This window comes from Flavobacterium sp. CFBP9031 (genome assembly GCF_034044945.1).
Taxonomy (GTDB): Bacteria; Bacteroidota; Bacteroidia; order Flavobacteriales; family Flavobacteriaceae; genus Flavobacterium.
The window spans coordinates 125,415-147,792 of record NZ_JAXCWF010000004.1; the positions used below are offsets into that span (position 1 = coordinate 125,415).

The 22,378-nt window shown below is 29.3% G+C and carries 21 protein-coding genes; all 21 read left to right on the forward strand.

Translation table 11 applies throughout. The features are described from left to right. The 21 genes from SOM12_RS08305 (at window position 1) to SOM12_RS08405 (ending at window position 22,368) form a co-directional block, all read left to right on the forward strand. Window positions 1-822, forward strand: a complete 822-nt coding sequence (locus tag SOM12_RS08305) for a hypothetical protein (protein WP_320493031.1) — start codon at window positions 1-3, stop codon at window positions 820-822. 9 nt (window positions 823-831) lie between these two features. Further along, complete coding sequence (locus SOM12_RS08310; protein ID WP_320493032.1) at window positions 832-1,725, forward strand: glycosyltransferase family 2 protein; 894 nt, start codon at window positions 832-834, stop codon at window positions 1,723-1,725. A gap of 215 nt (window positions 1,726-1,940) precedes the next feature. Then, complete coding sequence (locus tag SOM12_RS08315; RefSeq protein ID WP_320493033.1) at window positions 1,941-2,963, forward strand: glycosyltransferase family A protein; 1,023 nt, start codon at window positions 1,941-1,943, stop codon at window positions 2,961-2,963. After that, on the forward strand, window positions 2,960-3,760 hold the full coding sequence (locus SOM12_RS08320; protein ID WP_320493034.1) for a hypothetical protein: 801 nt from the start codon (window positions 2,960-2,962) through the stop codon (window positions 3,758-3,760). The genes SOM12_RS08315 and SOM12_RS08320 overlap by 4 nt, the downstream gene beginning before the upstream one ends. Continuing rightward, a complete protein-coding gene (locus tag SOM12_RS08325; RefSeq protein ID WP_320493035.1) occupies window positions 3,712-4,833 on the forward strand; it encodes a glycosyltransferase family A protein in 1,122 nt (373 codons plus the stop codon). Before SOM12_RS08320 ends, SOM12_RS08325 begins: the two co-directional genes overlap by 49 nt. Before the next feature lie 29 nt (window positions 4,834-4,862). Continuing rightward, window positions 4,863-5,957, forward strand: coding sequence for a glycosyltransferase family 4 protein (locus SOM12_RS08330; protein WP_320493036.1), 1,095 nt, complete (start codon window positions 4,863-4,865; stop codon window positions 5,955-5,957). After that, window positions 5,957-6,628: an acylneuraminate cytidylyltransferase family protein gene (locus tag SOM12_RS08335; RefSeq protein WP_320493037.1), complete on the forward strand. Its 672-nt coding sequence runs from the start codon at window positions 5,957-5,959 to the stop codon at window positions 6,626-6,628. Before SOM12_RS08330 ends, SOM12_RS08335 begins: the two co-directional genes overlap by 1 nt. Further along, on the forward strand, window positions 6,612-7,712 hold the full coding sequence (locus SOM12_RS08340; RefSeq protein ID WP_320493038.1) for an acyltransferase: 1,101 nt from the start codon (window positions 6,612-6,614) through the stop codon (window positions 7,710-7,712). Before SOM12_RS08335 ends, SOM12_RS08340 begins: the two co-directional genes overlap by 17 nt. 24 nt (window positions 7,713-7,736) lie before the next feature. Further along, window positions 7,737-8,777: an N-acetylneuraminate synthase gene (gene neuB, locus SOM12_RS08345; RefSeq protein ID WP_320493039.1), complete on the forward strand. Its 1,041-nt coding sequence runs from the start codon at window positions 7,737-7,739 to the stop codon at window positions 8,775-8,777. Then, window positions 8,777-9,436 carry a TylF/MycF/NovP-related O-methyltransferase gene (locus SOM12_RS08350; protein WP_320493040.1) on the forward strand — a complete coding sequence of 220 codons (660 nt, stop codon included), beginning with the start codon at window positions 8,777-8,779 and terminating at the stop codon, window positions 9,434-9,436. Before neuB ends, SOM12_RS08350 begins: the two co-directional genes overlap by 1 nt. Beyond that, window positions 9,433-10,554: a UDP-N-acetylglucosamine 2-epimerase gene (neuC, locus tag SOM12_RS08355; RefSeq protein ID WP_320493041.1), complete on the forward strand. Its 1,122-nt coding sequence runs from the start codon at window positions 9,433-9,435 to the stop codon at window positions 10,552-10,554. Before SOM12_RS08350 ends, neuC begins: the two co-directional genes overlap by 4 nt. Continuing rightward, a complete protein-coding gene (locus tag SOM12_RS08360; protein WP_320493042.1) occupies window positions 10,554-11,948 on the forward strand; it encodes a UDP-glycosyltransferase in 1,395 nt (464 codons plus the stop codon). The genes neuC and SOM12_RS08360 overlap by 1 nt, the downstream gene beginning before the upstream one ends. A gap of 24 nt (window positions 11,949-11,972) precedes the next feature. After that, window positions 11,973-13,406 (forward strand): MBOAT family O-acyltransferase, encoded by a 1,434-nt coding sequence (locus SOM12_RS08365; protein ID WP_320493043.1) that lies wholly within the window; start codon window positions 11,973-11,975, stop codon window positions 13,404-13,406. Next, on the forward strand, window positions 13,406-14,287 hold the full coding sequence (locus SOM12_RS08370) for a hypothetical protein (protein ID WP_320493044.1): 882 nt from the start codon (window positions 13,406-13,408) through the stop codon (window positions 14,285-14,287). Before SOM12_RS08365 ends, SOM12_RS08370 begins: the two co-directional genes overlap by 1 nt. Window positions 14,288-14,289: 2 nt before the next feature. Further along, complete coding sequence (locus SOM12_RS08375) at window positions 14,290-15,453, forward strand: glycosyltransferase family 4 protein (protein ID WP_320493045.1); 1,164 nt, start codon at window positions 14,290-14,292, stop codon at window positions 15,451-15,453. Then, a complete protein-coding gene (locus tag SOM12_RS08380) occupies window positions 15,450-16,994 on the forward strand; it encodes a glycosyltransferase family 2 protein (protein ID WP_320493047.1) in 1,545 nt (514 codons plus the stop codon). Before SOM12_RS08375 ends, SOM12_RS08380 begins: the two co-directional genes overlap by 4 nt. Next, window positions 16,991-17,995: a glycosyltransferase family 2 protein gene (locus SOM12_RS08385; protein WP_320493048.1), complete on the forward strand. Its 1,005-nt coding sequence runs from the start codon at window positions 16,991-16,993 to the stop codon at window positions 17,993-17,995. Before SOM12_RS08380 ends, SOM12_RS08385 begins: the two co-directional genes overlap by 4 nt. A gap of 5 nt (window positions 17,996-18,000) precedes the next feature. Beyond that, window positions 18,001-18,798, forward strand: a complete 798-nt coding sequence (locus SOM12_RS08390) for a hypothetical protein (RefSeq protein ID WP_320493049.1) — start codon at window positions 18,001-18,003, stop codon at window positions 18,796-18,798. A 15-nt stretch (window positions 18,799-18,813) separates the two neighbouring features. Continuing rightward, window positions 18,814-19,932 carry a glycosyltransferase gene (locus SOM12_RS08395; RefSeq protein ID WP_320493050.1) on the forward strand — a complete coding sequence of 373 codons (1,119 nt, stop codon included), beginning with the start codon at window positions 18,814-18,816 and terminating at the stop codon, window positions 19,930-19,932. Next, on the forward strand, window positions 19,929-21,017 hold the full coding sequence (locus tag SOM12_RS08400; protein ID WP_320493051.1) for a glycosyltransferase: 1,089 nt from the start codon (window positions 19,929-19,931) through the stop codon (window positions 21,015-21,017). Before SOM12_RS08395 ends, SOM12_RS08400 begins: the two co-directional genes overlap by 4 nt. Before the next feature lie 10 nt (window positions 21,018-21,027). After that, complete coding sequence (locus tag SOM12_RS08405; protein ID WP_320493052.1) at window positions 21,028-22,368, forward strand: O-antigen ligase family protein; 1,341 nt, start codon at window positions 21,028-21,030, stop codon at window positions 22,366-22,368. Window positions 22,369-22,378 lie beyond the last annotated feature (10 nt).

Sequence of the window (22,378 nt, forward strand, 5' to 3'; positions counted from 1 at the left end):
ATGAACAATAATTTATTAAAACTTTTAGTCGTATTAGTAAACTACGGTGATGAACAACTTATCTTTTTGAAAAAAGTTATTCAAGAGTTAAAAACGTTCAAAAAATTTGATGTTACAATTATTGTAAATTCAAATATCGAATTAAATATTGAAGGAATTAATTTAGTTAATGTCTTGACTTTACCAGATTATCAACTGTTGCCATTAACGTGTAGAAAAGTAATATGGGATAATAGAAATGATTATGATCTATTTATTTATGGAGAAAATGACCATTTATTTTTAGAAGAACATATTGAAAAACATATTGAATATTCTACGATACTTCCTAAAAATAGAATTTCAGGATTAATACAATACGAAGAAGATCTAACCGGTAAATACTATCCCGGGCTTCATGCAGATTTTGATTGGAATTATAAGTCAGTAGAATCGTACAGAGGGAAAAAATTTGCTCATTTTAATAATGTACATCAGGCGTCATTTATTTTGACACAAAAACAGTTGTTGCGTGTTGGCAAAAAAATTAATTTCTTAGAGTTGGTAAATGAGCAAACAATTACTTACCGAATAATTAAAAAAATAAGAAAGAAATTTGGTTTTAAATTGCCACGAGAAAATAAATATAGCGTTAAATGTAAAGTTAATACAGATGTTTATTTGTTTGGGGGCATGAAAAAAATGATCTGTATTTCAGAATTTCAGGACAATTTAATTCATCATCTCCCTAATTTATACATTGAAGGTAAAGCTGGGCGAAATAAATTGCGATCTGATTCTGTAAAAATGGACCAATCTGTGAACAAATTATTGAAGGGCTAAAATTTTTATATGCTTGCCATAATTATCCCATATTATAAATTGACTTTTTTTGAGCAGACATTAGAGTCGTTGAAAAATCAGACAGATCAAAGATTCAAAGTGTATATTGGCGATGATGCTAGTCCAGAAAGACCTATTACTTTATTAGAAAAGTATAAAGATAAGTTTAATTTTATCTACCATCGTTTTGAGAATAATCTTGGTGGAAGTTCACTTACTAAACAATGGGATCGTTGCATTGCCTTAACTGGGAAAGAGGAATGGATCATGATTTTAGGGGATGATGATGTTTTGGGAGAAAATACAGTTGAGCAATTTTATAAAAATTTACCTGAAATAAAAAGTAAGGAAATTAAAGTAGTCAGATATGCAACGCAAGTTCTTAATGAGAAAAGTAAAGTTAATTCAGAAATTTATTATCACCCAGAAAAAGAGAAATCTTTAGATTTTTTATTTAGAAAGAAAAGAAGTTCTTTAAGTGAATATATTTTTTTGAAGCAAAAAGTCCTAAAAATTGGATTTGTTGATTTTCAATTAGGTTGGTATTCTGATGTCTTGGGGGTTTTGGAATTTTCAGATTTTGGTACTGTTTTGACAATTAACGAAGCAGTAATTAAAATTAGAGTTTCTTCTGTAAGCATATCTGGAAACATCCTTTATTCAAAGAAAAAAAATAAGTCTAAATTTGATTTTTACTATTATCTTTTGTCAAATAAGAGAAGCTTTTTTTCAGAGATGCAGAAAAAAGAATTGTTTTGGGAAATCTCAAAGTGCTATATAAATGATAAAAAACGAATTTCATTTTTTTTTAAAATTTCATGGTTATATCTAAAAAACTTTTCTATCATCGGTTTTGTGAAATTTACGAGATTGATTTTGTTTTATACTTTTAAGAGAAAATGAAAAAAGATCACGATTTTATATCCATCTTTTTAGCTTCATTATATCAGTATATACTACAGAAAAATATATAGAGATTGAAGAGAAATTCTAAAAGCAATTTCAGATTTTAAATTTACTCGAAAAGCATCATTAAAGAACCCAAAAAATAGCGACCGAAAGATGGATAATTTTGAGATAAAATTGAAAGTTATAGAAATGTATAAAACTTTAATGAAATGAGATTAGGTTTTAATCCGAACAAAGATCAGGTAACGACTAGTTTGACATATTCTCATCAAATTATTATTCCAGTTTATATTCCAAACCAAAATGATTATTTTAAAAATAGTCTGGTTATTCTTAAGCTATGTTTAGAGTCATTATTTCTTACAATTCATAAAAATACTTTTATAACTGTTGTCAATAATGGAAGTTGCGACGAGGTGAAGAATTATCTGCAGGAACTGTATTTTGAGAAAAAAATCCATGAAATTTTAGAAACAACAAACATTGGAAAACTAAATGCTATTTTAAAAGGTATAGTTGGGCATAATTTCCCATTAATTACAATTACAGATTCAGACGTATTATTTCTAAATGGCTGGCAAAAAGCCACATATTCTATTTTTGAAAATTTTCCTAAAGCTGGAGTAGTTTGTCCAGTACCATCATCGCGATCATTAAGGACTTATACTTCTAATATATATTGGGATAATTTTTTTTCAAAAAAACTGGCTTTTTCAAAAGTTAAAAATCCTTCGGCTTTAAAAAACTTTGCAGTTAGTGTTGGAAATCCTGATTTTTACAATAAGAATCATTTAGAAAATTATTTCACAATTTCAAGTAACAACGAAAAAGCTGTTATTGGAGCGGGGCATTTTGTAGGAACATACAGAGGTGAGATTTTTAGTGCCTTAGAAATAAAATATTCTAATTATAAATTGGGAGGAAACAGCGAAAGTAAAATCCTTGATATTCCGGTGGTAAAAAAAGGTTTTTGGCGGTTATCTACAGAAGATAATTATGCTTATCATATGGGTAATGTGGTAGAGCAATGGATGTATGATGAAATATCGAAATCAGAAAAAGATAACACAGAAATTGATTTTAAATTGAAATCAATAAAGACTAGCTCAAAATGGTTTTACATTTTTAAAAGTAAAGTATTTGGCAAATTTATTTTAAATAAAAAAATAATGAAATACTTCTTAATCTTCAAAGGATTGCCATCGAAAGATGCTGAAAATTATTTAATATGATTGATAAAAAGAAGATTGCTATTCTTACTACTGTTGCAAATTTTGAATTGTATAAAAAAACGGCAACAATTTTTCCGGAAAACATTGATAAGATAGTTATTGATGGTACTACTGGATTGTATGGTCTAAACAGTATTGATTTTATGTTTCAAAAACTTAAAAATAAAAAATACGAATGGATTATAATGGTAGATGAAGATGTGTTCTTTTACGATTCAAATATTGTTTTTGATTTAATTGATCATATGGATAAAAATGATTATCAGATATGTGGCGTTAGGGACGGAGGAGTAATTAAACATAGATTTCATAATCCTGAAGCGATTAATACTTTTTTCTCCATAATAAATTTAAAAAAATTGGCTAAAGAGTATAATTTTGATTTGGTTAAAGGACATCAAAAATTTATTCCTGAAATTTATAATAATAAGGATTATTCTTTTTTAAAATATAATTACGACATACGAAGTCTTAAAGAACCATATTATTGCTTTTATTTTTGGGCTCTTCTAAATAATTTTAAAATTCTATATCTCGATACTATAAATCCAGTTAAAGATGATCAGACTGGAAACATAATTCTTGATGTGAATGGAAACAAAATTGCTTTTCATAGTTGGTATGCTCGAGCTTATCAAGTTTATGAGGATCAAACAATAAGGATAGATTCTTTTTTAAATGAATTTCAGATCCAAGCCGCATCTCTAAACATGACAAATGTGATTGTTTTTAAGAAAAGATTTTTCAATTGGAAGAAAAGACTTTTGGGAATTATCAAAAAAAGTATCAAAAAATGATAACCATAATTTTTCCTTATCGAGACAGAGACCTTATTAGAATTAAAAAATCATTAGACTCTTTGAAAAATCAAACAAATCAAAACTTTAAGGTGTTGTTTGTTGATTACGGATCTAAAATTCAATTTTCAAATCAGGTTCGTAGTTTAGTTGATTCATATAGTTTTACAGAATACTTTTATAGTTACAATAGTAAACAGCCTTGGTCTCGTTCTAAAGCAATAAATGTAGGTTTAAAATTGATTCAGACTCCTTTTGTATTTATTGCGGATATCGATCTTATTTTTAGAAATGATTTTATAGATATTCTTTTCAAATTGCAGAATCCTAAAAAAGCTTATTATTTTAAGGTAGGTTTTCTAAGTGAAGAAGAGACAGATCTTACTAAGGATTTTTTAGATTACCAAATTTCATTTTCTAGTGGGGTTGGAGCTCAAGGATTATCAATGTTTCCAATGAAAGAGATAAATGATGTTCAAGCCTTTGATGAGTTTTTGCATTTTTGGGGAGCAGAAGACAATGATATTCATTGCAGATTAATAAGAGCTGGAATTGAAAGTGTTTTTTATGATAAGGAGATCATGCTTTTACATCAATGGCATGAAAGTTATCGAAAAAGTGAAAGAAATACTTTAACAAAAGAACTTCAACTGAAAGGAGTTGTCAAATTAAACCAACAGCATTTAATTGACAGCCGAAATAATGAAGTGATTAAAGTTAATAGTGAAAATTGGGGGATGCCTATTTCAGAAAAAGATTATTATGAATTAGAAAACTATGACTCTTCAATAATTCTGACTAATAAGATAGAAGTGGTTAATCATTTTTTATTTGTAGAATTACCTAGATATGAAAAAAGAATCTTGTCAATTCAATTTGTAGAAGACCCATTTCAAAGTACCTTAAAATATAAAGTAAAAAAAATAGTAGGTAAAACAGTTCCTAAATACTATTCTTTAAAAGAAATTAACGATAAATTGTTGCTTCATATCATTTCCTTCTATCATGTTTTTCCTTATTCTTATGAAATAAGTGGTGATTTAAAAAGCATTAATTTCAGAATCAAAAAGTAAAAGATTTATAATTACTCAAATCCCACTAAATGTCTAAAGTTATTCTAATCTCGCAAATACCTTTACCGTATTCAGGTATAGGAAGTTGGACGACACTATATCATAACTATTTAAGTGATGATCATAAAGTGGATTATATAATTTGCGGGAAGCCAGAAATGACTTATCCTCAAATAGAATATGGAATTGTTATGAATACTAATTGGTTAAAATTTCAAAAGAAAGTTTTAAAAAATAAGTATATCAGCTTTTTTAATGTACTTAAAAAGATTCTTGAAAAAGACGAAAAATTTATAATTCAAATCATCGATAATTTCGGAATTGTAAAACCATTAATTGAGTTTTTAGAAAAACAAAAGAAAAGAGAGAAGTGCTATCTTCAGTTTTTTTATCATGGTTTTTCTCCTTTTCATGAAAATTTTTACGGTAGATGGTTTTTTGAGGGCATAGATGAAATGGTTTTATTGACTAATGACTCCTACAAAGCGCATAAAGAATATTATACAATTCTACCAACAAAGTTTTCAGTTTTACATAATGGAATTGACACTTCTAAATTTCATAAAGTTACTTTAGAAGAAAAAGAAAATATAAAGAAACAGCTAGGCATTACAAACAAAAAAGTATTTATCTGGTGTTCTCAGGATCGTCCTAAAAAAGGATTAGATTTTATTTTAAACGTCTGGAAAAGAATTAAAGCGATCGAGAATGACGCCATTCTTTTAGTAATCGGCGCAAATCGGGATATAAAATTAGAGGGCGTGTCTTTTTTAGGAAGAATACCCAATAATGATTTACCAAAGTATTATCAAATGGCAGATTGTTATTTGTTTCCAACACTTTGGCATGAAGGTTTCGGATTGAGTTTAATTGAAGCGCTACATTGTGGCTGTTATTGCATTGCTTCTGCAAATGGAGGAGTTCCAGAAGTTTTACAATACGGAAAACTAGGTAAACTGATTGAAAACCCCAACTTTATTGAAGATTGGGTAAAGGCTATTGAATTATTTCTGGATGAAAAAGAAACTCACAATATTTTGATTCCTGAAAATTTATACTCTACAAAAAGCTGGAATGAAGGAATGAATACCATTATTGAAAACGCAAAATTGAATTTTAGTTAATGAAAACTATTGCAATAATTCCTGCGAGAGGAGGCTCTAAACGATTGCCAGAAAAAAACACCAAATTACTTGGTGAAATTCCTCTTTTGGCTCATTCAATTTTGTATGCAAAACAAAATAACGCAATAATTGATGAAATTTATGTTTCGACAAACGATGATAAAATCAAGAAAATTGCTTTAGAATATGGTGCAAAAGTAATCGATCGCCCAGAATCATTATCAGGAGATTTGGAACCAACAGTGACAGCATTAAAACATGTGTTAGAATCAATCGAGTATGATGTCGACAATGTGATTTTATTGCAACCTACAAATCCGTTGCGTCCAGAAAACTTACTTAAAGATGGGTTTTATTTTTATTTAAAAGGAAATCACGATAGCTTATTTACAGTTTCTCGAAATCATCAAAAATTTGGAAAAATAACCGATGGTAAGTTCGTGCCATTTAATTATGAAATAGGACAAAGAAGCCAAGAGCTTGAGCCTCTTTTCTTTGAAAATGGTTTACTTTATATTACAAAATCTGAAAAAATTTTAAGTGATATAATTATATCAAAAGATGCTTGCCCATTTGAGATAAATCATATTTTTGCGAGTCTTGATATTGATACGCAAGAAGATTTTGATTATGCACAATATTTATATTTATTAAATGACAAAAAACAATAATTTTTTTTCTAATTTGAATGGCGTTCGATTTATAGCCGCGGCTATGGTAATAATTAGCCATATAGAGTTAGGCAAGTCTTATTTCGGAATTGAAAATGAATTTAGTAATCTGAAACAATTAGGAGTATTAGGAGTATCTTTATTTTTTGTTTTGAGTGGGTTTTTAATAACTTTTTTACTTTTAGAAGAGAAAAATAAAAACGGTCAAGTTAATCTTAAGTTTTTTTATTTAAGAAGAATATTAAGAATTTGGCCTCTCTATTTTCTAATTGTGATTCTTTCTGTTTTTATACTGCCTCATATAGAGATGTTTAATATTCCTAATATGACTTTAAAGTTTGACTATAATTCAGAATTTATAAAAGTCATTGTTTTATTTCTTTTTTTTCTAACGAACATTCTAATTTCAATAAAATTGGTTCCTTTTGCGACTCAAACATGGTCAATTGGAACAGAAGAACAATTTTATCTAATATGGCCGTTAGTCATAAACAAGACAAAAGAATTGGAGAAGTTGTTTATTGTGATAATTGTACTTTATAATATTCTCCTTATTTTATTAAAAAGCAATATTCTGCCAGAGATCAAATATTCAAATATATTTCAAGCCTACATTAGGTTAATTCAACTAGATTCACTTGCTTTTGGAGCACTAGGGGCATGTTTTCTTTATAAAAGAAGTAATATTCTCTCTAAAATAGTAAATAATTTTTCTTTTGGTATATCACTTATTACTTTAATTTTTGTAGTTGTATTTCATTCAGATATCATATATTTTAAATCTTCATTTGTTGCAATTTGTTTTATCGTTATTATATTAAATTTGGTTCATAATAAAACACTTCATAATATACTTGAAAATAAATTCTTTTTCAAGATGGGAGAAATTTCATATGGTTTATACATGTATCATCAAATGGTAATTGCATTTTGCATTAATTGTTTACTAAAGTATAGTAGTTTTAATAATACTGTCTTGTACATTTTTACATTTGTAGTAACTATCCTAATTTCAATTGCATCATACAAATTCTTAGAAAAACCTTTCATCTTAAAGAAAGATAAATACTCATTTAGAAATTAAACAGTTAATAGAATTTAAAACATAATGAATCCATACATAGAAATAGCAGGCCGCAAAATTGGCCTAGATTACCCGCCATTAGTGATTGCCGAAATAGGAATTAATCACGAAGGATCTCTTCAAGTTGCAAAAGAAATGGTAGATGCTGCTTATAGAGCAGGTATAGAAGTTGTAAAACATCAAACGCATATTGTTGAAGATGAAATGACTGGTGCTGCCAAAAAAGTTATTCCAGGAAATGCAGATGTTTCAATATATGAAATTATGGAACGCTGTTCGCTTAACGAAGCAGATGAATTAGAACTTAAAAATTATGTAGAAAGCAAAGGCATGATTTTTATTTCAACGCCATTTTCTCGTGCGGCAGCTGAAAGGTTAAAAAAGTTTGATATTCCTGCTTACAAAATAGGATCTGGGGAATGTAATAATTATCCGCTTTTAGAGCATATTGCTTCTTTTGGAAAACCTGTTATTTTGAGTACAGGAATGAATACGATTGAAAGTATTCAAAAAGCAGTAGCGGTATTTGATAAATATAATGTTCCAGTTGCTTTATTGCATACTACAAATTTATATCCAACACCAATTCACTTAGTTCGTTTTGGTGCGATGGTCGAATTGAATCAGGCTTTTCCAAACAAAGTTTTTGGATTAAGTGATCACACTTTAAATAATAATGCTTGTTTAGGAGCCGTAGCTTTAGGTGCCAGTATTTTAGAAAGACATTTTACAGATCATATGCAGCGTACAGGTCCGGATATTATATGCAGTATGGATGAAAGTGCCTGTCGTGAATTAATTATTTCAAGCGCAGAAATGGCTCAAATGCGTGGAGGATCAAAAAAACCGGCAGATGAAGAACAAGTCACAATTGATTTTGCTTTTGCAACAGTTTGTTCGATAGCATCAATTAAAAAAGGAGAAATCTTTACCAAAGATAATATTTGGGTGAAACGCCCTGGTACTGGAAAAATTTTAGCTGAAAATTTTAATGATATCTTGGGAAAAACTGCTACAAGAGATATTGAAAACGATGAACAATTAGATTATAACGATTTAAACTAATGGATAAATTATACGATTTAGATAAAAAATTTGCATACGAAAACGGATTTTATGCTACAGCAGATCCGTCAAGATTTAGTAAGTTTATCACTCATTTAGAATTTTTTAAGCAAACTTCCAATGTTCGTGGAGAAATAGTAGAGTTTGGTATTTTCAAAGGAAATTCTTTTTTCCGATGGATAAAATTTCGTGATTTACTTGAGCAGACGAATAGTCGAAAAGTAATCGGATTTGATATTTTTGGTGATTTTCCAGAAGCAAATTTTGAAGAAGACAAAGAAAAACGAGATGCATTTGTTCAGGAAACAAATGGAGGAAAAAGTATATCACTGGAAGAAATTAACGAACTCCTACAAAAGCAGGGTTTGCATAAAAATGTAGATATTATTAAAGGCGATATTTTAGTGACATTAGATGAATATTTGGAGAAAAATCCACATCTTAAAATTTCACTTTTACATATTGATGTTGATTTATATGAGCCGACAAAACATATTCTGGAAAAGCTTTATCAAAGAGTTACTACAGGAGGAATAATCATATTGGATGATTATGGAGCTTTTGCAGGAACAAATAAAGCAGTAGACGATTTTTTTCAAAACAATGCTGAAATTAAGAAACTTCCTTTTTCTCACGCTATTTCTTATATTGTTAAATGAGAAAAATCCTCTTTTTAACAGGTACAAGAGCCGATTTTGGGAAGATAAAATCATTAATTGCAATTCTCGAAAAACAGAAAGAATTTGAGATTTTTGTTTTTGTGACTGGTATGCATTTACAGAAAGAATATGGCTATACCTTAATTGAAATTGAACGATGCAATTTTAAAAACATCCATACTTTTGTGAATCATACTCATGAAACCACAATGGATCTCACTCTTGCAAAAACGATCCAAGGATTTTCAAGTTATTGTAATACAATAAAACCAGACATGATCGTCGTTCACGGAGACCGTGTAGAAACTCTGGCTGGTGCAATAGTTGGTTCTCTTAATAATATTCTCGTAGCGCATATTGAAGGAGGTGAAGTTTCAGGAACTGTAGATGAACTGATAAGACATAGTGTAAGCAAACTAAGTCATATACATTTTGCATCTAATGCTGAAGCTGAAAAAAGACTTATTCAAATGGGTGAGATAAAAGAATCAGTGTTTACAATTGGTTCTCCGGATATTGATATTATGTTTTCTGAACAACTGCCAGATTTGGCTACAGTAAAAGATTATTATAATATTCCATATGCTGATTTTTCAATTGTAATGTTTCATCCGGTTACAACAGAAGTAAATGCAATGAAACAATATGCAGAAAATTTTGTTTCTGCATTGCTTAACGATAATCACAATTATGTAGTTATTTATCCGAACAATGATTTAGGAAGTCAATTTATTTTGGATAGCTATGAAAAGTTAAAAAATAATGAAAGATTTAAAATTTTTCCTTCGCTTCGGTTTGAATATTTTTTAACTCTTTTAAAAAACAGCAAATTCATCATTGGAAATAGTAGTGCCGGTATTCGCGAAGCGCCTTATTATGGTATTCCGATTATCAATATTGGTACTAGACAACAAAACAGAGCTGTACATGCCGATATAATAAATATTGATTATTGTGAAAAAGAAATCGAAGCAGCTCTTTCTGTTATAGACTCTCATATAGTACAAAAATCTGATAATGATTTTGGACAAGGAAATAGTGCAGAATTATTTCTTAATTGTCTTCAGAAATCGGATATTTGGCAACTTAATCACCAAAAACAATTCAGAGACAGTTAATGCCTAAAAAGATTTTTATTCTTCTTCCAGACGGAGTTGGACTCCGAAATTTTGCTTTCTCTAATTTTTATAAAACAGGATTAGAAAAGAAATTTGATATAACATACTGGAATAATACTCCATTTGATTTACTTAGTTTAGGTTTTAAGGAGATTAAAATAAATAATGCTAAATCAAGCCCTTTAACTGATAGTTATAAAAACGCTAGGAAACATATAGAGCTAAATCTCAATATAAGAAGAGAGAACGATAAAGTTTATGACACATATCGATTTCCTTTTGCCTATAAAAGTGTAAAAGGGGCTTTTAAAAGTTATTTTGCCAGATTTTTGATTTCATTATACAACTCAGACAGAGGATTAATAAAAGTTAAATCAAAAATAAAAAGTATAGAAAAGAAAACCGATTTCTATAAACAATGTCTGCAGACACTCGAAAGAGAACGACCAAACTTTGTTTTCTGTACAAATCAAAGACCAGTATTGGCTATTGCTCCATTATTAGCGGCAAAAGAACTAAAAATCCCAACAGGAACATTTATCTTTTCTTGGGATAATTTGCCTAAAGCAACAATGGTGGTTGAAACTGATTACTATTTTGTTTGGAGTGAACACATGAAATCAGAACTCCTTAAATACTATCCAGATATAAAGGAAAAACAGATTTTTGTTGTAGGAACACCTCAATTTGAAAGTCATTTTGACGAAAAAAATCTTATTGATAAGGTCCAGTTTTTCAATCATTATAAATTAGATTTAAACAAAAAATATATCTGTTATTCAGGAGATGATATCACAACTTGTCCAGATGATCCGCAATACCTATCTGATGTAGCAGATGCAGTAAGAAAGATAAATGAACAAGATAATAAATCACTTGGATTAATATTCAGACGCTGTCCTGTAGATTTTTCAAACAGATTTGATGAGGTTTTGGCCAGAAATAAAGATCTAATAGTTCCAATTAGTCCCATTTGGGAAAAAATAGGTGAACAATGGAATACTATCTTACCAACGAAAGAAGATGTTAAATTACATGCGAGTACAATTTTTCATACAGAGATGGTGGTTAACCTCGGTTCTTCAATGGTGTTTGATTATGCGTGTTTTAAAAAACCATGTGCTTACATAAATTATGATGTCCCGAATAGAGTTAGTGAAAAATGGTCGGTTTCAAAAATTTATAACTATATGCATTTTCGTTCGATGCCAAGTAAAAAAGCAGTTATTTGGTTGAATTCTGTTGATGAAATTGCAGATAAAATTAGGTTAGGACTAGAAGGCAACAATGAAACAATTGAACATGCTCAACAATGGTTTGAAATTATAAACCAGAGCTCTCCTACAAAAGCCTCAAATAGAATATGGGAAGCAATAGAATTAATTGCTGACTAATTTATTATAAAATCATTTTAAGTTATGTTTTTTAACTCTTTGGCTTTTGCCATATTTTTACCTATCGTTTTTTTCTTGTATTGGTTTGTCTTCAATAAAACGAAAAGCACACAAAATGCTTTGTTGATTGTTGCCAGTTATTATTTTTATTCTTGCTGGGATTGGAGATTTCTGTTTCTGCTGGTTTTTTCTACATTTTTAGATTATTTTACAGGAATTCAAATTGAGAAAAGCAACTCAGAAAAGGGACGGAAATTTTGGTTTTGGCTTAGTATTTTAGTGAATTTAGGATTTTTAGGAATTTTTAAATACTATAACTTCTTTGCGGCTTCATTTGCAGAAATGTTTACTTCTTTAGGCTTTAAGGTAAGTCCAATGCTACTGAATGTAATTTTACCTGTTGGAATTTCTTTCTACACTTTCCATGGATTATCTTATGTAATTGATATTTACTATAAAAGAATTAAAGCAGAATATAATTTTGTAGACTATTCGCTTTTCGTGAGTTATTTTCCTCTTTTGGTAGCAGGACCAATAGAAAGAGCGACGCATTTATTGCCTGAGTTAAAAGAAAAGCGCGAGTTTAATTTTGAAAAAGCAAAAGAAGGAGTTTGTCAAATTGTTTGGGGATTAGTCAAAAAAGTAGTTATTGCAGATACCTGTGCCGTTTATGCAAACGCCATTTTTGATCATTATCCGTCAATGAATTCTTTTTCATTGATTTTAGGAGCAGTTTATTTTGCTTTTCAGATTTATGGAGATTTTTCTGGATATTCAGACATAGCACTGGGAGTTTCTAAATTATTTGGTTTAGAGTTATTGAGGAATTTTAATTACCCTTATTTTTCAAGAGATATTGCAGAGTTTTGGCGCCGTTGGCATATTTCGCTTTCTTCTTGGTTTCGAGATTATTTATATATTCCGTTAGGAGGAAGCAAAGGTGGCCTTTGGATGAAAATTAGAAATACATTTATCATTTTTATTGTTAGCGGATTTTGGCATGGTGCCAACTGGACATACATTGTTTGGGGATTTATAAATGCTCTTTATTTCCTTCCTTTATTATTGTCCAATAGTAATAGAAATAATATGGATTCTATTACTTTAAAATGGAACTTTGATTCTGTTAGAATCCTATTTAGCATTTTAACCACTTTTTTATTGACTTGTGTAGCTTGGGTATTTTTTAGAGCAAAAACAATCACGGATGCCTTTTTATATCTAAAAAAAATATTTACGAATGGAGAGTTTAGTGCTCAGTATTTAGATAATGAACGATACAATTATGAATTATTATTAATGATTGGTTTGTTCGTTCTGGTTGAATGGAACAATAAAACCAAAGTAGAGCCAATTTCAGGAAAAAGGAGTATGCTTAAAATGGCTTTAGCTATTATCGCTATTATCGCTTTTGGAACTTACTCAGATTACAAAGAATTTATTTATTTCCAATTTTAATGAAGAAGTTTTTATTATACATATTAGGAATTTTTATTTTAACAGTTTCTTTAGCAACTATTTTGGACGGATTATATACTTATGTTTTTATGCAGTCAAGAAACCGCGGAAAAATCGAAACCGTTTTTAACTCTAAAGCAAAAAAGTATGATGTCGTGATTTTGGGTTCTTCAAGAGCGAATAATCATTTTGTATCGCAAATGTTTGAAGACAAAGGGTTAAAAACATTCAACTATGGAATGAGTGGTGGGCATTTGTTTGAAGCTTCCTTAATGTTGAAATTGATGATTGAAAGAAAATATGAAATCAAAAATGTAATTCTGGAAGCAGATCTAAATCTTTCTAGCGATCATCAAGCTGAAGGAATTGCAGCTCTGTTTTTGCCTTACATTCATAATTCTGAAATAATAAGAGAGCGCTATAAGAATGAAAAAAAATTCAATGAATTATATTATATTCCGTTTTATCGATATTTAAAATATGATAATAAAATTGGTTTTAGGGAAACATTTTTTACAGCTATACACAAGAAAACAAATTCTTTAGAAAATTTAGGATATCACCCATTAGAAAAACATAAAATTGGCAATATGAAAAATAATATTGCCAATCTGAATCCACTACAGCATAATAAATACTACGAGGAAATTAAAGATATATGCAAAAAGAACAACATCAATTTTATTGCTGTTATGACGCCCTTATGCGAGAATGTTGTGGGAATGAATTATTTTGACAAAGTAAAAAAAGCATATCCAGAGATTCATAATTACGAAAATACAGTTATTGAAAACAAATACTTTTCTTCTTGTGGACACATGACAGATGAGGGAGCCAGATTATTTACAGCAAAAATTTTAAAAGATTTTTTTAATAAATAATTATGCATATAGCATTTCTAACTCCCGAATACTCTCACCCTAGTATTACACAAACAGCAGGAATAGGGACAAGTATTAAAAATCTGGCGACATCACTGTATAATTCAGGAAACAACATTAGTATTTTTATTTATAATCAGCCTGTACAAGAAATTATAGATGCCAATGGGATCAAAATTTATCGGATAAAAAAAATAAAATATAAATTTTTAGGATGGTATTTGTATCGTAAACATATTGAGAAATTCTGTAATCAAATTATAAAAAAAGAGAATATTGAAATAATTGAAGCCGCAGATTGGACTGGAATTACGGCATTTATGAATTTTAAAATTCCTTTAGTAATTCGTTTTCACGGAAGTGATACTTATTTCTGTCACTTAGAAAATAGAAAACAAAAACTTAAAAATTTTTGGTTTGAAAAATTGGCTATAAAGAATACTCAGGCATTTATATCGCCAACAACTTTTGCTGGAGAAGTTTCAAAAAAGCTTTTTAAGATAAAAGGGAAAAAAATCCAGACCATTCATAATGGTTTAGATATTAATGAATTTGAAAATACGGAGCCAGAAAAATTTGAAAAGCACACAATTCTTTACATTGGTACTCTAATTAGAAAAAAAGGTGTGTTAGAACTGCCAGAAATTTTTAGCAAAGTGCGAAATGTTTTTCCAGAAACAAAACTTCTTCTAATAGGAAGTGATTCTTTCGATATAAAAACCAACTCTAAATCAACTTGGGAATTAATGAAAAAGTTGTTTGCTAAGGGGGATTTAAATAATGTCGAATATCTAGGGAAAATCCCATACAATGAGATTCAGGAGCATATAAAAAAAGCAAATGTATGCGTGTTTCCAACTTATGCTGAGACTTTAGGTATGGTTACAATAGAAGCTATGGCTATGCAGAAAGCAATTGTAAACAGCAATATTGGCTGGTCTCAAGAACTTATAAGAGACAAGGAAAGCGGTTACCTTGTGCATCCTTCAAATCACAATTTGTATGCTGAAAGAATTACGCAATTATTTAAAGATGATTCTTTGGTCTTACAACTAGGAAAAAAAGCTAGAGAACGAGCTGAAGAAAAATTTAATATAAATAAGCTTGCTCTTGAAAACATTAGTTTTTATCAAAATATTATAAACTCCAATAAAAAGACAACGTGATCATTGTTTATCATCAAAATAACAAAATAGTTAAAGTTGGAGCAAAAACAAAAAATGTTTACTCTGAAAACAAAAGTATTGCTAAAAATCTAATTGAAATTGCAGAGCGATTTCCGCAAGATTTAATTATTTGGTGTCATATCTCATTAGAATTGCATCTGAATTTTGAGAAAATTGATGAGATTTTTCATCAAGAAAAGATAATGGCTTCCTATAATTTATCTCCAAATAATTTTATTTCTAATAATATTGGATATGTAGATTCGTCACCTTTTTTAAAAATAAATAAAGAAGTAAGTTACCCCACTTGGATGATGAGTAGCAATGTAGGAGGAATTCATTCTTCTATTTTATTGCTCTTAAAGAATCAGATAAAGGTAGATGCAGATTTTGACTATTTTTTAAACTCAATAGCAAGATTAGGAATGTCAAAAGGGTTATTATGTTATTCTGCCCCTAAATTATTAAAAGACTGCTCGAAAATTTTTCCAAAGCATAAAGAGAATAGAAGCCTACTTTTTAGATTTGTAAAACAACATTATAAAACACGTTGGATATTTTTACTTTTTTTAGATCTGTTTCTTTATAAAAGAACATTGGCTATTTTTCCCTTTTTAATGTCTTTTTTTTACAAGAAAAGAGGTCTGAAAATAGATACATTCCATGAAATTAAAGCCGAATCTAAAAATAAAGCAATTGAAAAAGGAACTTTAGACGTAATCATTCCAACAATTGGACGAAAAAAATATTTATATGACACTCTAAAAGATCTTTCCTTGCAAACAATTTTGCCTGCGCGTATTGTTATTGTGGAGCAAAATCCTGTTCAAGACAGTATTACAGAACTTGACTATATTTTGAGTGAAGATTGGCCATTCCAAATTAAACATATTTTTACGCAGCAAACTGGAGCATGTAATGCAAGAAATTTGGCCCTGAAAGAAGTGAAAAGCGAATGGGTATTTATGGCAGATGATGATATTCGAATAGAAGCCGACTTTTTGGAAGAAACATTTCAGGTAATTAAAAAAGAGGGAATCGAACAAATTACTTTAGGATGCTATCAACCAGATTACCCCTTAAATAAAAAAATAAAACAGAAATTTCAATGGGGCAGTTTTGGTTCAGGCTGTAGTATCGTAAAGGCAGAGAATATAAAAACACTTTCTTATAATATGAGTTTTGAATTTGGTTATGGAGAAGACAGTGATTTCGGAATGCAACTAAGAAATTTAGGGCATGATATTCTCTATTCTCCAAAACCAGAAATTCTTCATCTAAAGGCGCCAATCGGTGGTTTTAGAACAAAACATATTTTGGCTTGGGCAGATGAGAAAATTCAGCCAAAACCTTCTCCGACAGTAATGCTAAATAAGATTTTAAATCTTACTAAAGAACAGATTGAGGGGTATCGAACTATTTTATTCTTTAAATATTATAAAGTTCAAAAAATTAGAAACCCATTGCTATATTATTCTAGTTACAAAAAGCAATGGTCAAAAAGCCAATATTGGGCTAATAAATTAAATGTTGAAAAATGAAATTTTCACTGATTATTTGTACATATATGCGTCCTGAGCCATTAGTTAAGCTATTAAACTCAGTAAATATTCAAAGTAAATATCCAGATGAAATTTTAATCATTGATGGATCATTAGATAAAGAAACAAAAAAAGCTCTAGACAAAAATAATTTTAAGAATTTAAAATATTTTTTAGTTTCTGATAGAGATAGGGGCTTAACAAGACAACGCAATTTTGGTATTTCTAAGGTTGCAAGTGATTCTGAAATTGTTTGTTTTTTAGATGATGATATTGTCTTAGAAACTGATTACTTTGAAAATTTATTAAATACCTACAACCTTTTTCCTTCTGCACTTGGAGCTGCAGGATATATCATAAATAATAATGCCGCGTGGAGTTTAAATTTAGAAAACGAACCTCTTCAATATAATCATTTTTATTATGATGGTTGGAAACGAAAGTATTCTCAAAGGTATGTATTGCGAAAAAAAATGGGATTGTTAGACGATTGCCCTCCAGGATTTATGCCTGAGTCAGGTAATGCTAAAGCTCTGAGTTTTTTTCCTCCAACTAACAAAATCTATCCAACGGAATCTTTTTCTGGAGGTGTTTCATCTTTTAGAAAGGAAATTTTAGATAAAATTAAATTTTCAGAATATTTCGAAGGTTATGGTCTTTATGAAGATACTGATTTCACATTCAGACTTTCTAAATTAGGAAATATATATGTTAATACAAGCGCAAAACTCTACCATTATCATGATGAGGCTGGACGACCAAATAAATTTGAATATGGAAAAATGGTTCTGAGAAATGGATGGTATGTTTGGCGAGTTGCTTTTCCAAAGCCAAGATTTAAATCTAGAATAGAATGGAATTTGATAGCTTGGCTATTAATTATAATTAGAGCAAGTAATATTGTTAGCACAAAGAAAAAGAAAGAAGCTATTACAGAAACATTAGGAAGAATATATGGTTGGTTTTCAATTATAATTAATCCTCCTAAAGAAAAAAAATAATATTTATGAATTTATTCTCACTTTTTCGAAAGAGAAATTATATTTATTTCTATCATATTGTTAAACCTTACACAAGTTCGGTTATTAAAAGAAAGAGCGAATATGATAATTACGATTCCTTAACTTCTATTTGTGATTACTTTCAAATCGAGCAGTATAAAAAAATTGCTGTTGTTGCAAGTGGACCAAGTGCCACGAAATTAAATTTAGATGATGAGACTCTTTATTTTTGTTGTAACGATTCTATAAATATTGTGAACTCAAAACCACACATTTATATAGTGCATGATAAATTTTATCTAGTTAAATATTTGAAATCTTTTAAAGGAACTGAAAAATGGAAAGGAACAATATTTTGGATTTTCAACAATAATTCGCAAACGAACTATATTTCATTTAAAAAAGTTTATAATTATATAACTAATAGATCTCGCTTAAAAAGAGAATTTTTAATCACAAATTTCAATTTTTGTAAAAGTTCCGAATCACTTAATGCAGAGCTCTTTTCAACTCTTCAAAAAGAATTTGATTTTACATATAAAAGTATTAACTCTGGTTTTAATACATTGCTAATAGCTTCTATTTTGGCTTTTAAAGCAAATAAACCGCTCGAAGTTTATGGATTTGACATGGGAGAAGGAGGAGATCAATATTACAACAAAAGTGCTTTTATTGGAAAAAGTATAAAAGGAGAGGGAAATAAAAAAATTGTGAGTGAATTTCTTAGCAACTTGTACCTTAAAGAGATGAAAATTAATAATGAATCTAATTTTATGACTTTTAAGTCAAAGCAATTAGATTAGTTTTTCTAGATTTAAATGAAGTTTGTCATAATTAGCCATGTTAGGCATTTAAAAAATAATAATAAATATTTCGGTTATGCCCCATATGTTCGCGAAATGAACATTTGGCTGAAATATGCAGATAAAATTATAGTAGTTGCTCCTTTATCGGAAGGAGACCCAACAGCTATAGATCTTGCCTACACTCATTTTAATATTAGTTTTAAAAAGACTCTAAGCTTTAATTTAACAGGTGTGGGAGAAGTTGTTTTAACGATATTAAAGCTACCATTAATTTTTTGGAAGATCTTTTGGGCAATGAAAACAGCAGATCATATTCATTTAAGATGCCCAGGAAACATGGGTCTAATTGGTTGCTTTGTTCAGGTTCTTTTTCCAAATAAAATTAAAACAGCTAAATATGCTGGGAATTGGGATTCTAAAAGTAAACAGTCTTGGAGCTATCGTTTGCAAAAATGGATACTTAGTAATACATTTCTAACAAGAAATATGCAGGTTTTAGTGTATGGAGACTGGGGAAATCAATCAAAGAATATAAAGTCATTTTTTACAGCTACTTATTCAGAATCTGAAAAAATCAGCTTTGACAAAGCTGATTTTAAGAACGGAATAAAGTTTGTTTTTGTTGGAAGTTTAGTGGCTGGTAAAAAAACATTATATGCTGTTAAATTAATTATGGCATTGCTAAAGAATGGACATAATGTAACATTAGATTTGTATGGTGAGGGTGTAGAAAGAGATTCTCTAGAAAATTATATTCAGAGGAATAAATTGGAGAAGTATGTCATTTTAAAAGGAAATCAGAACAAAGAAACGTTGAAAGCAGCTTATCAAAAGAGTCATTTTGTAATTTTACCTTCAAAAAGTGAAGGATGGCCAAAAGCCATTGCAGAAGGAATGTTCTGGGGGTGCGTTCCAATTGCTACAAAAGTTTCATGTGTTCCATATATGCTAGATTCCGATAAACGCGGGGTTTTACTTGAAATGGATTTGAATAAAGATATAGAACAGATAGAGAATTTAATAATTAATCAAAATTCCTTTTTAAAGAAAAGCCAACTAGCTACAGAATGGTCTCGCAATTTTACTACAGATGTTTTTGAAAATGAAATTGCAAAATTGATAATAAAATGAGAATTGTACAGATTATAGATTCTTTAGAGGTTGGTGGCGCAGAACGTATGGCTGTAAATTATGCAAATTCACTTGCTAATAAAATAGAGTTTTCAGGATTAATATCAACACGAAATGAAGGTTTACTTTTAGAGCATGTGGATCCAAAAGTTAAATATTTATTCTTGAAAAAAAAATCTGCTATAGATTTAAGAGCAATTTTTAGATTAAGAAATTATGTCAAAAGAAATAAAGTTGGTTTTATTCATGCGCATAGTTCTTCTTTTTTTATTGCAGTTTTAGTAAAAATAACAATGCCATGGATTAAAATAATCTGGCATGACCATTATGGAATTTCGCAAAATCTTTCATTACGAAAAAATTTGACATTAAAATTTTCATCTTTTCTCTTTTTAGGAATTATCTCTGTAAACGATTCTCTACAAAAATGGGCTCAGAATTATTTGAATTGTAAAAACCTTATTTATTTTCCAAACTTTATAATCAAACCAACTGTTTTTTTTGATAGTTTTCAGTTAAAAGGAATAGACGGCAAAAGAATAATCTGTGTTGCAAATTTACGCCCTCAAAAGAATCATGAGTTATTGATTAAAGGAGCAAAGGAAATTCATGAAAAATTTCCAGAATGGACATTTCATTTAGTGGGAAAGGATTTTAATGATTCCTATAGTGCTAATTTATTAGAACTGGTTAAAGAAAAAGGGCTTTCTGAAAATGTATTTTTTTATGGAGCAGTAAATAACGTCCAGCAATTGTTAAAACAAAACGAAATAGCAGTTTTAACTTCCCTTTCAGAAGGGCTTCCTTTGGCTGTTTTAGAATATGGACTAGCTAATTTACCTGTTGTAGCAACCAATGTTGGTGAAATTTCAAAAGTTATTCCTTCCTCTAAAGAAGGGGTGATAATAGATTCTAATAATTTAAGTCAATTTGTAGATTCAATTCAAATATTGATTGAGAATCAACACATCCGTAGGTCATTAGGAAACCAGTTAAATTTTTATGTAAATGAAAATTTTGGTGAAGAATCAATTTTAAAAGAGTACCTCATATGGTTAAAATCTTTAACTGCTATTACGAAGTAAATACTTTACAATGAAAAACACAAAACTTAGTTATTTAGCCGTAATCATTTTTCATGCATTATTAGCATTAATTATTTTTGTTATTCCCTTTTTTTCAAAAATATATGCTTTGTTAATTGTTTTAATAGGCGTTATTTTAATCATTAGAAACAAAAACAGGAACAATGAAGTGCTTTTTGTTAGTGCATATCTGGTGGGAGCTGAGGTTTTCCTTCGAATGACGGGAGGGAATTTTAATAATGAATACGCAAAATTTTGTGTTATTGGTTTTATGTTTATTGGTTTGATATATAGTAATTTCTCCAAAAGTGCATTAATTTACTTGTTTTTTTTGACACTCCTAATTCCTTCTATTCTAATTACTGCCAATTATCAAGATACACAAATAGATATTAAAAGAGTTTTATTTTTTAATTTATCAGGACCACTTTGTTTAGCAATATGTTCAATATATGTATTTGGAAGGAAAATTACTCTCGATGATCTCCAAAAGCTATTATTAGTTATGGGATTTCCTATTATTTCTACAACTGTATATTTGTTTCTATATACTCCTAATATACAGGATGTTGTAGTAGGAACTCAATCAAATTTTGAGACTTCAGGTGGTTTTGGACCAAATCAAGTGTCAACTATATTAGGGTTAGGAATGTTTATTTTCTTTACACAAATGATTTTGTTTTCAAAAACTAAAATAGAATTGCTAATAAATGGAGGGTTATTTGTTTTTATAAGCTATAGAGGGATTGTCACCTTTTCTAGAGGAGGAATTATTACTGGTGTAGTAATGATTATTTGTCTGTTGTTTTTATTGTATTATTTTTCAAATGCAAAAGGTAGAAGAAAATTTACTTTAGTTTTTACTTTAACAATTGCTTTAGGAATAGGTATTTGGATTTATAGCTCTTTTCAAACAAGAGGTCTTATAGAGAAAAGATATGCTAATAAAGATATGCTAGGAAGAGAAAAGAAAGATAGACTAGGAGGTAGAGAGCAAATAATGGATGCTGATATTGCACTTTTTTTAGATAATCCCATTTTTGGTGTTGGTGCTGGACTTAGTAAAGAAAAAAGAGCAGATCAACTTGGAGTAGCAATTGCTTCACATAACGAAGTAACTAGACTTTTTTCTGAACATGGATTAATGGGTATTTTTGCACTATTAATAATTGGAGTTACTCCCTTTGTTTTGTATATAGAAAATAAGCAGCATTTATATTTTTTATCATTTTATTTTTTTTGGTTGCTAACAATAAATCATGCGGCAATGCGAACAGCAGCCCCTGCATTTATATATGCATTATCGCTTCTTTTTGTGCAAGTGAAAATTCCTGAAGAAACAGAAAATTAATAAATTAGTT

Coding starts and splice junctions, on each gene's coding strand:
- SOM12_RS08335 (WP_320493037.1), top strand. CDS start 5,957: ATGAAAACTATTGCAATAATTCCTGCGAGAGGAGGCTCTAAACGATTG.
- SOM12_RS08340 (WP_320493038.1), top strand. CDS start 6,612: ATGACAAAAAACAATAATTTTTTTTCTAATTTGAATGGCGTTCGATTT.
- SOM12_RS08375 (WP_320493045.1), top strand. CDS start 14,290: ATGCATATAGCATTTCTAACTCCCGAATACTCTCACCCTAGTATTACA.
- SOM12_RS08310 (WP_320493032.1), top strand. CDS start 832: ATGCTTGCCATAATTATCCCATATTATAAATTGACTTTTTTTGAGCAG.
- SOM12_RS08315 (WP_320493033.1), top strand. CDS start 1,941: ATGAGATTAGGTTTTAATCCGAACAAAGATCAGGTAACGACTAGTTTG.
- SOM12_RS08370 (WP_320493044.1), top strand. CDS start 13,406: ATGAAGAAGTTTTTATTATACATATTAGGAATTTTTATTTTAACAGTT.
- SOM12_RS08395 (WP_320493050.1), top strand. CDS start 18,814: ATGAAGTTTGTCATAATTAGCCATGTTAGGCATTTAAAAAATAATAAT.
- SOM12_RS08365 (WP_320493043.1), top strand. CDS start 11,973: ATGTTTTTTAACTCTTTGGCTTTTGCCATATTTTTACCTATCGTTTTT.
- SOM12_RS08405 (WP_320493052.1), top strand. CDS start 21,028: ATGAAAAACACAAAACTTAGTTATTTAGCCGTAATCATTTTTCATGCA.
- SOM12_RS08360 (WP_320493042.1), top strand. CDS start 10,554: ATGCCTAAAAAGATTTTTATTCTTCTTCCAGACGGAGTTGGACTCCGA.
- SOM12_RS08330 (WP_320493036.1), top strand. CDS start 4,863: ATGTCTAAAGTTATTCTAATCTCGCAAATACCTTTACCGTATTCAGGT.
- SOM12_RS08320 (WP_320493034.1), top strand. CDS start 2,960: ATGATTGATAAAAAGAAGATTGCTATTCTTACTACTGTTGCAAATTTT.
- SOM12_RS08390 (WP_320493049.1), top strand. CDS start 18,001: ATGAATTTATTCTCACTTTTTCGAAAGAGAAATTATATTTATTTCTAT.
- neuB (WP_320493039.1), top strand. CDS start 7,737: ATGAATCCATACATAGAAATAGCAGGCCGCAAAATTGGCCTAGATTAC.
- SOM12_RS08385 (WP_320493048.1), top strand. CDS start 16,991: ATGAAATTTTCACTGATTATTTGTACATATATGCGTCCTGAGCCATTA.
- SOM12_RS08400 (WP_320493051.1), top strand. CDS start 19,929: ATGAGAATTGTACAGATTATAGATTCTTTAGAGGTTGGTGGCGCAGAA.
- SOM12_RS08350 (WP_320493040.1), top strand. CDS start 8,777: ATGGATAAATTATACGATTTAGATAAAAAATTTGCATACGAAAACGGA.
- neuC (WP_320493041.1), top strand. CDS start 9,433: ATGAGAAAAATCCTCTTTTTAACAGGTACAAGAGCCGATTTTGGGAAG.
- SOM12_RS08305 (WP_320493031.1), top strand. CDS start 1: ATGAACAATAATTTATTAAAACTTTTAGTCGTATTAGTAAACTACGGT.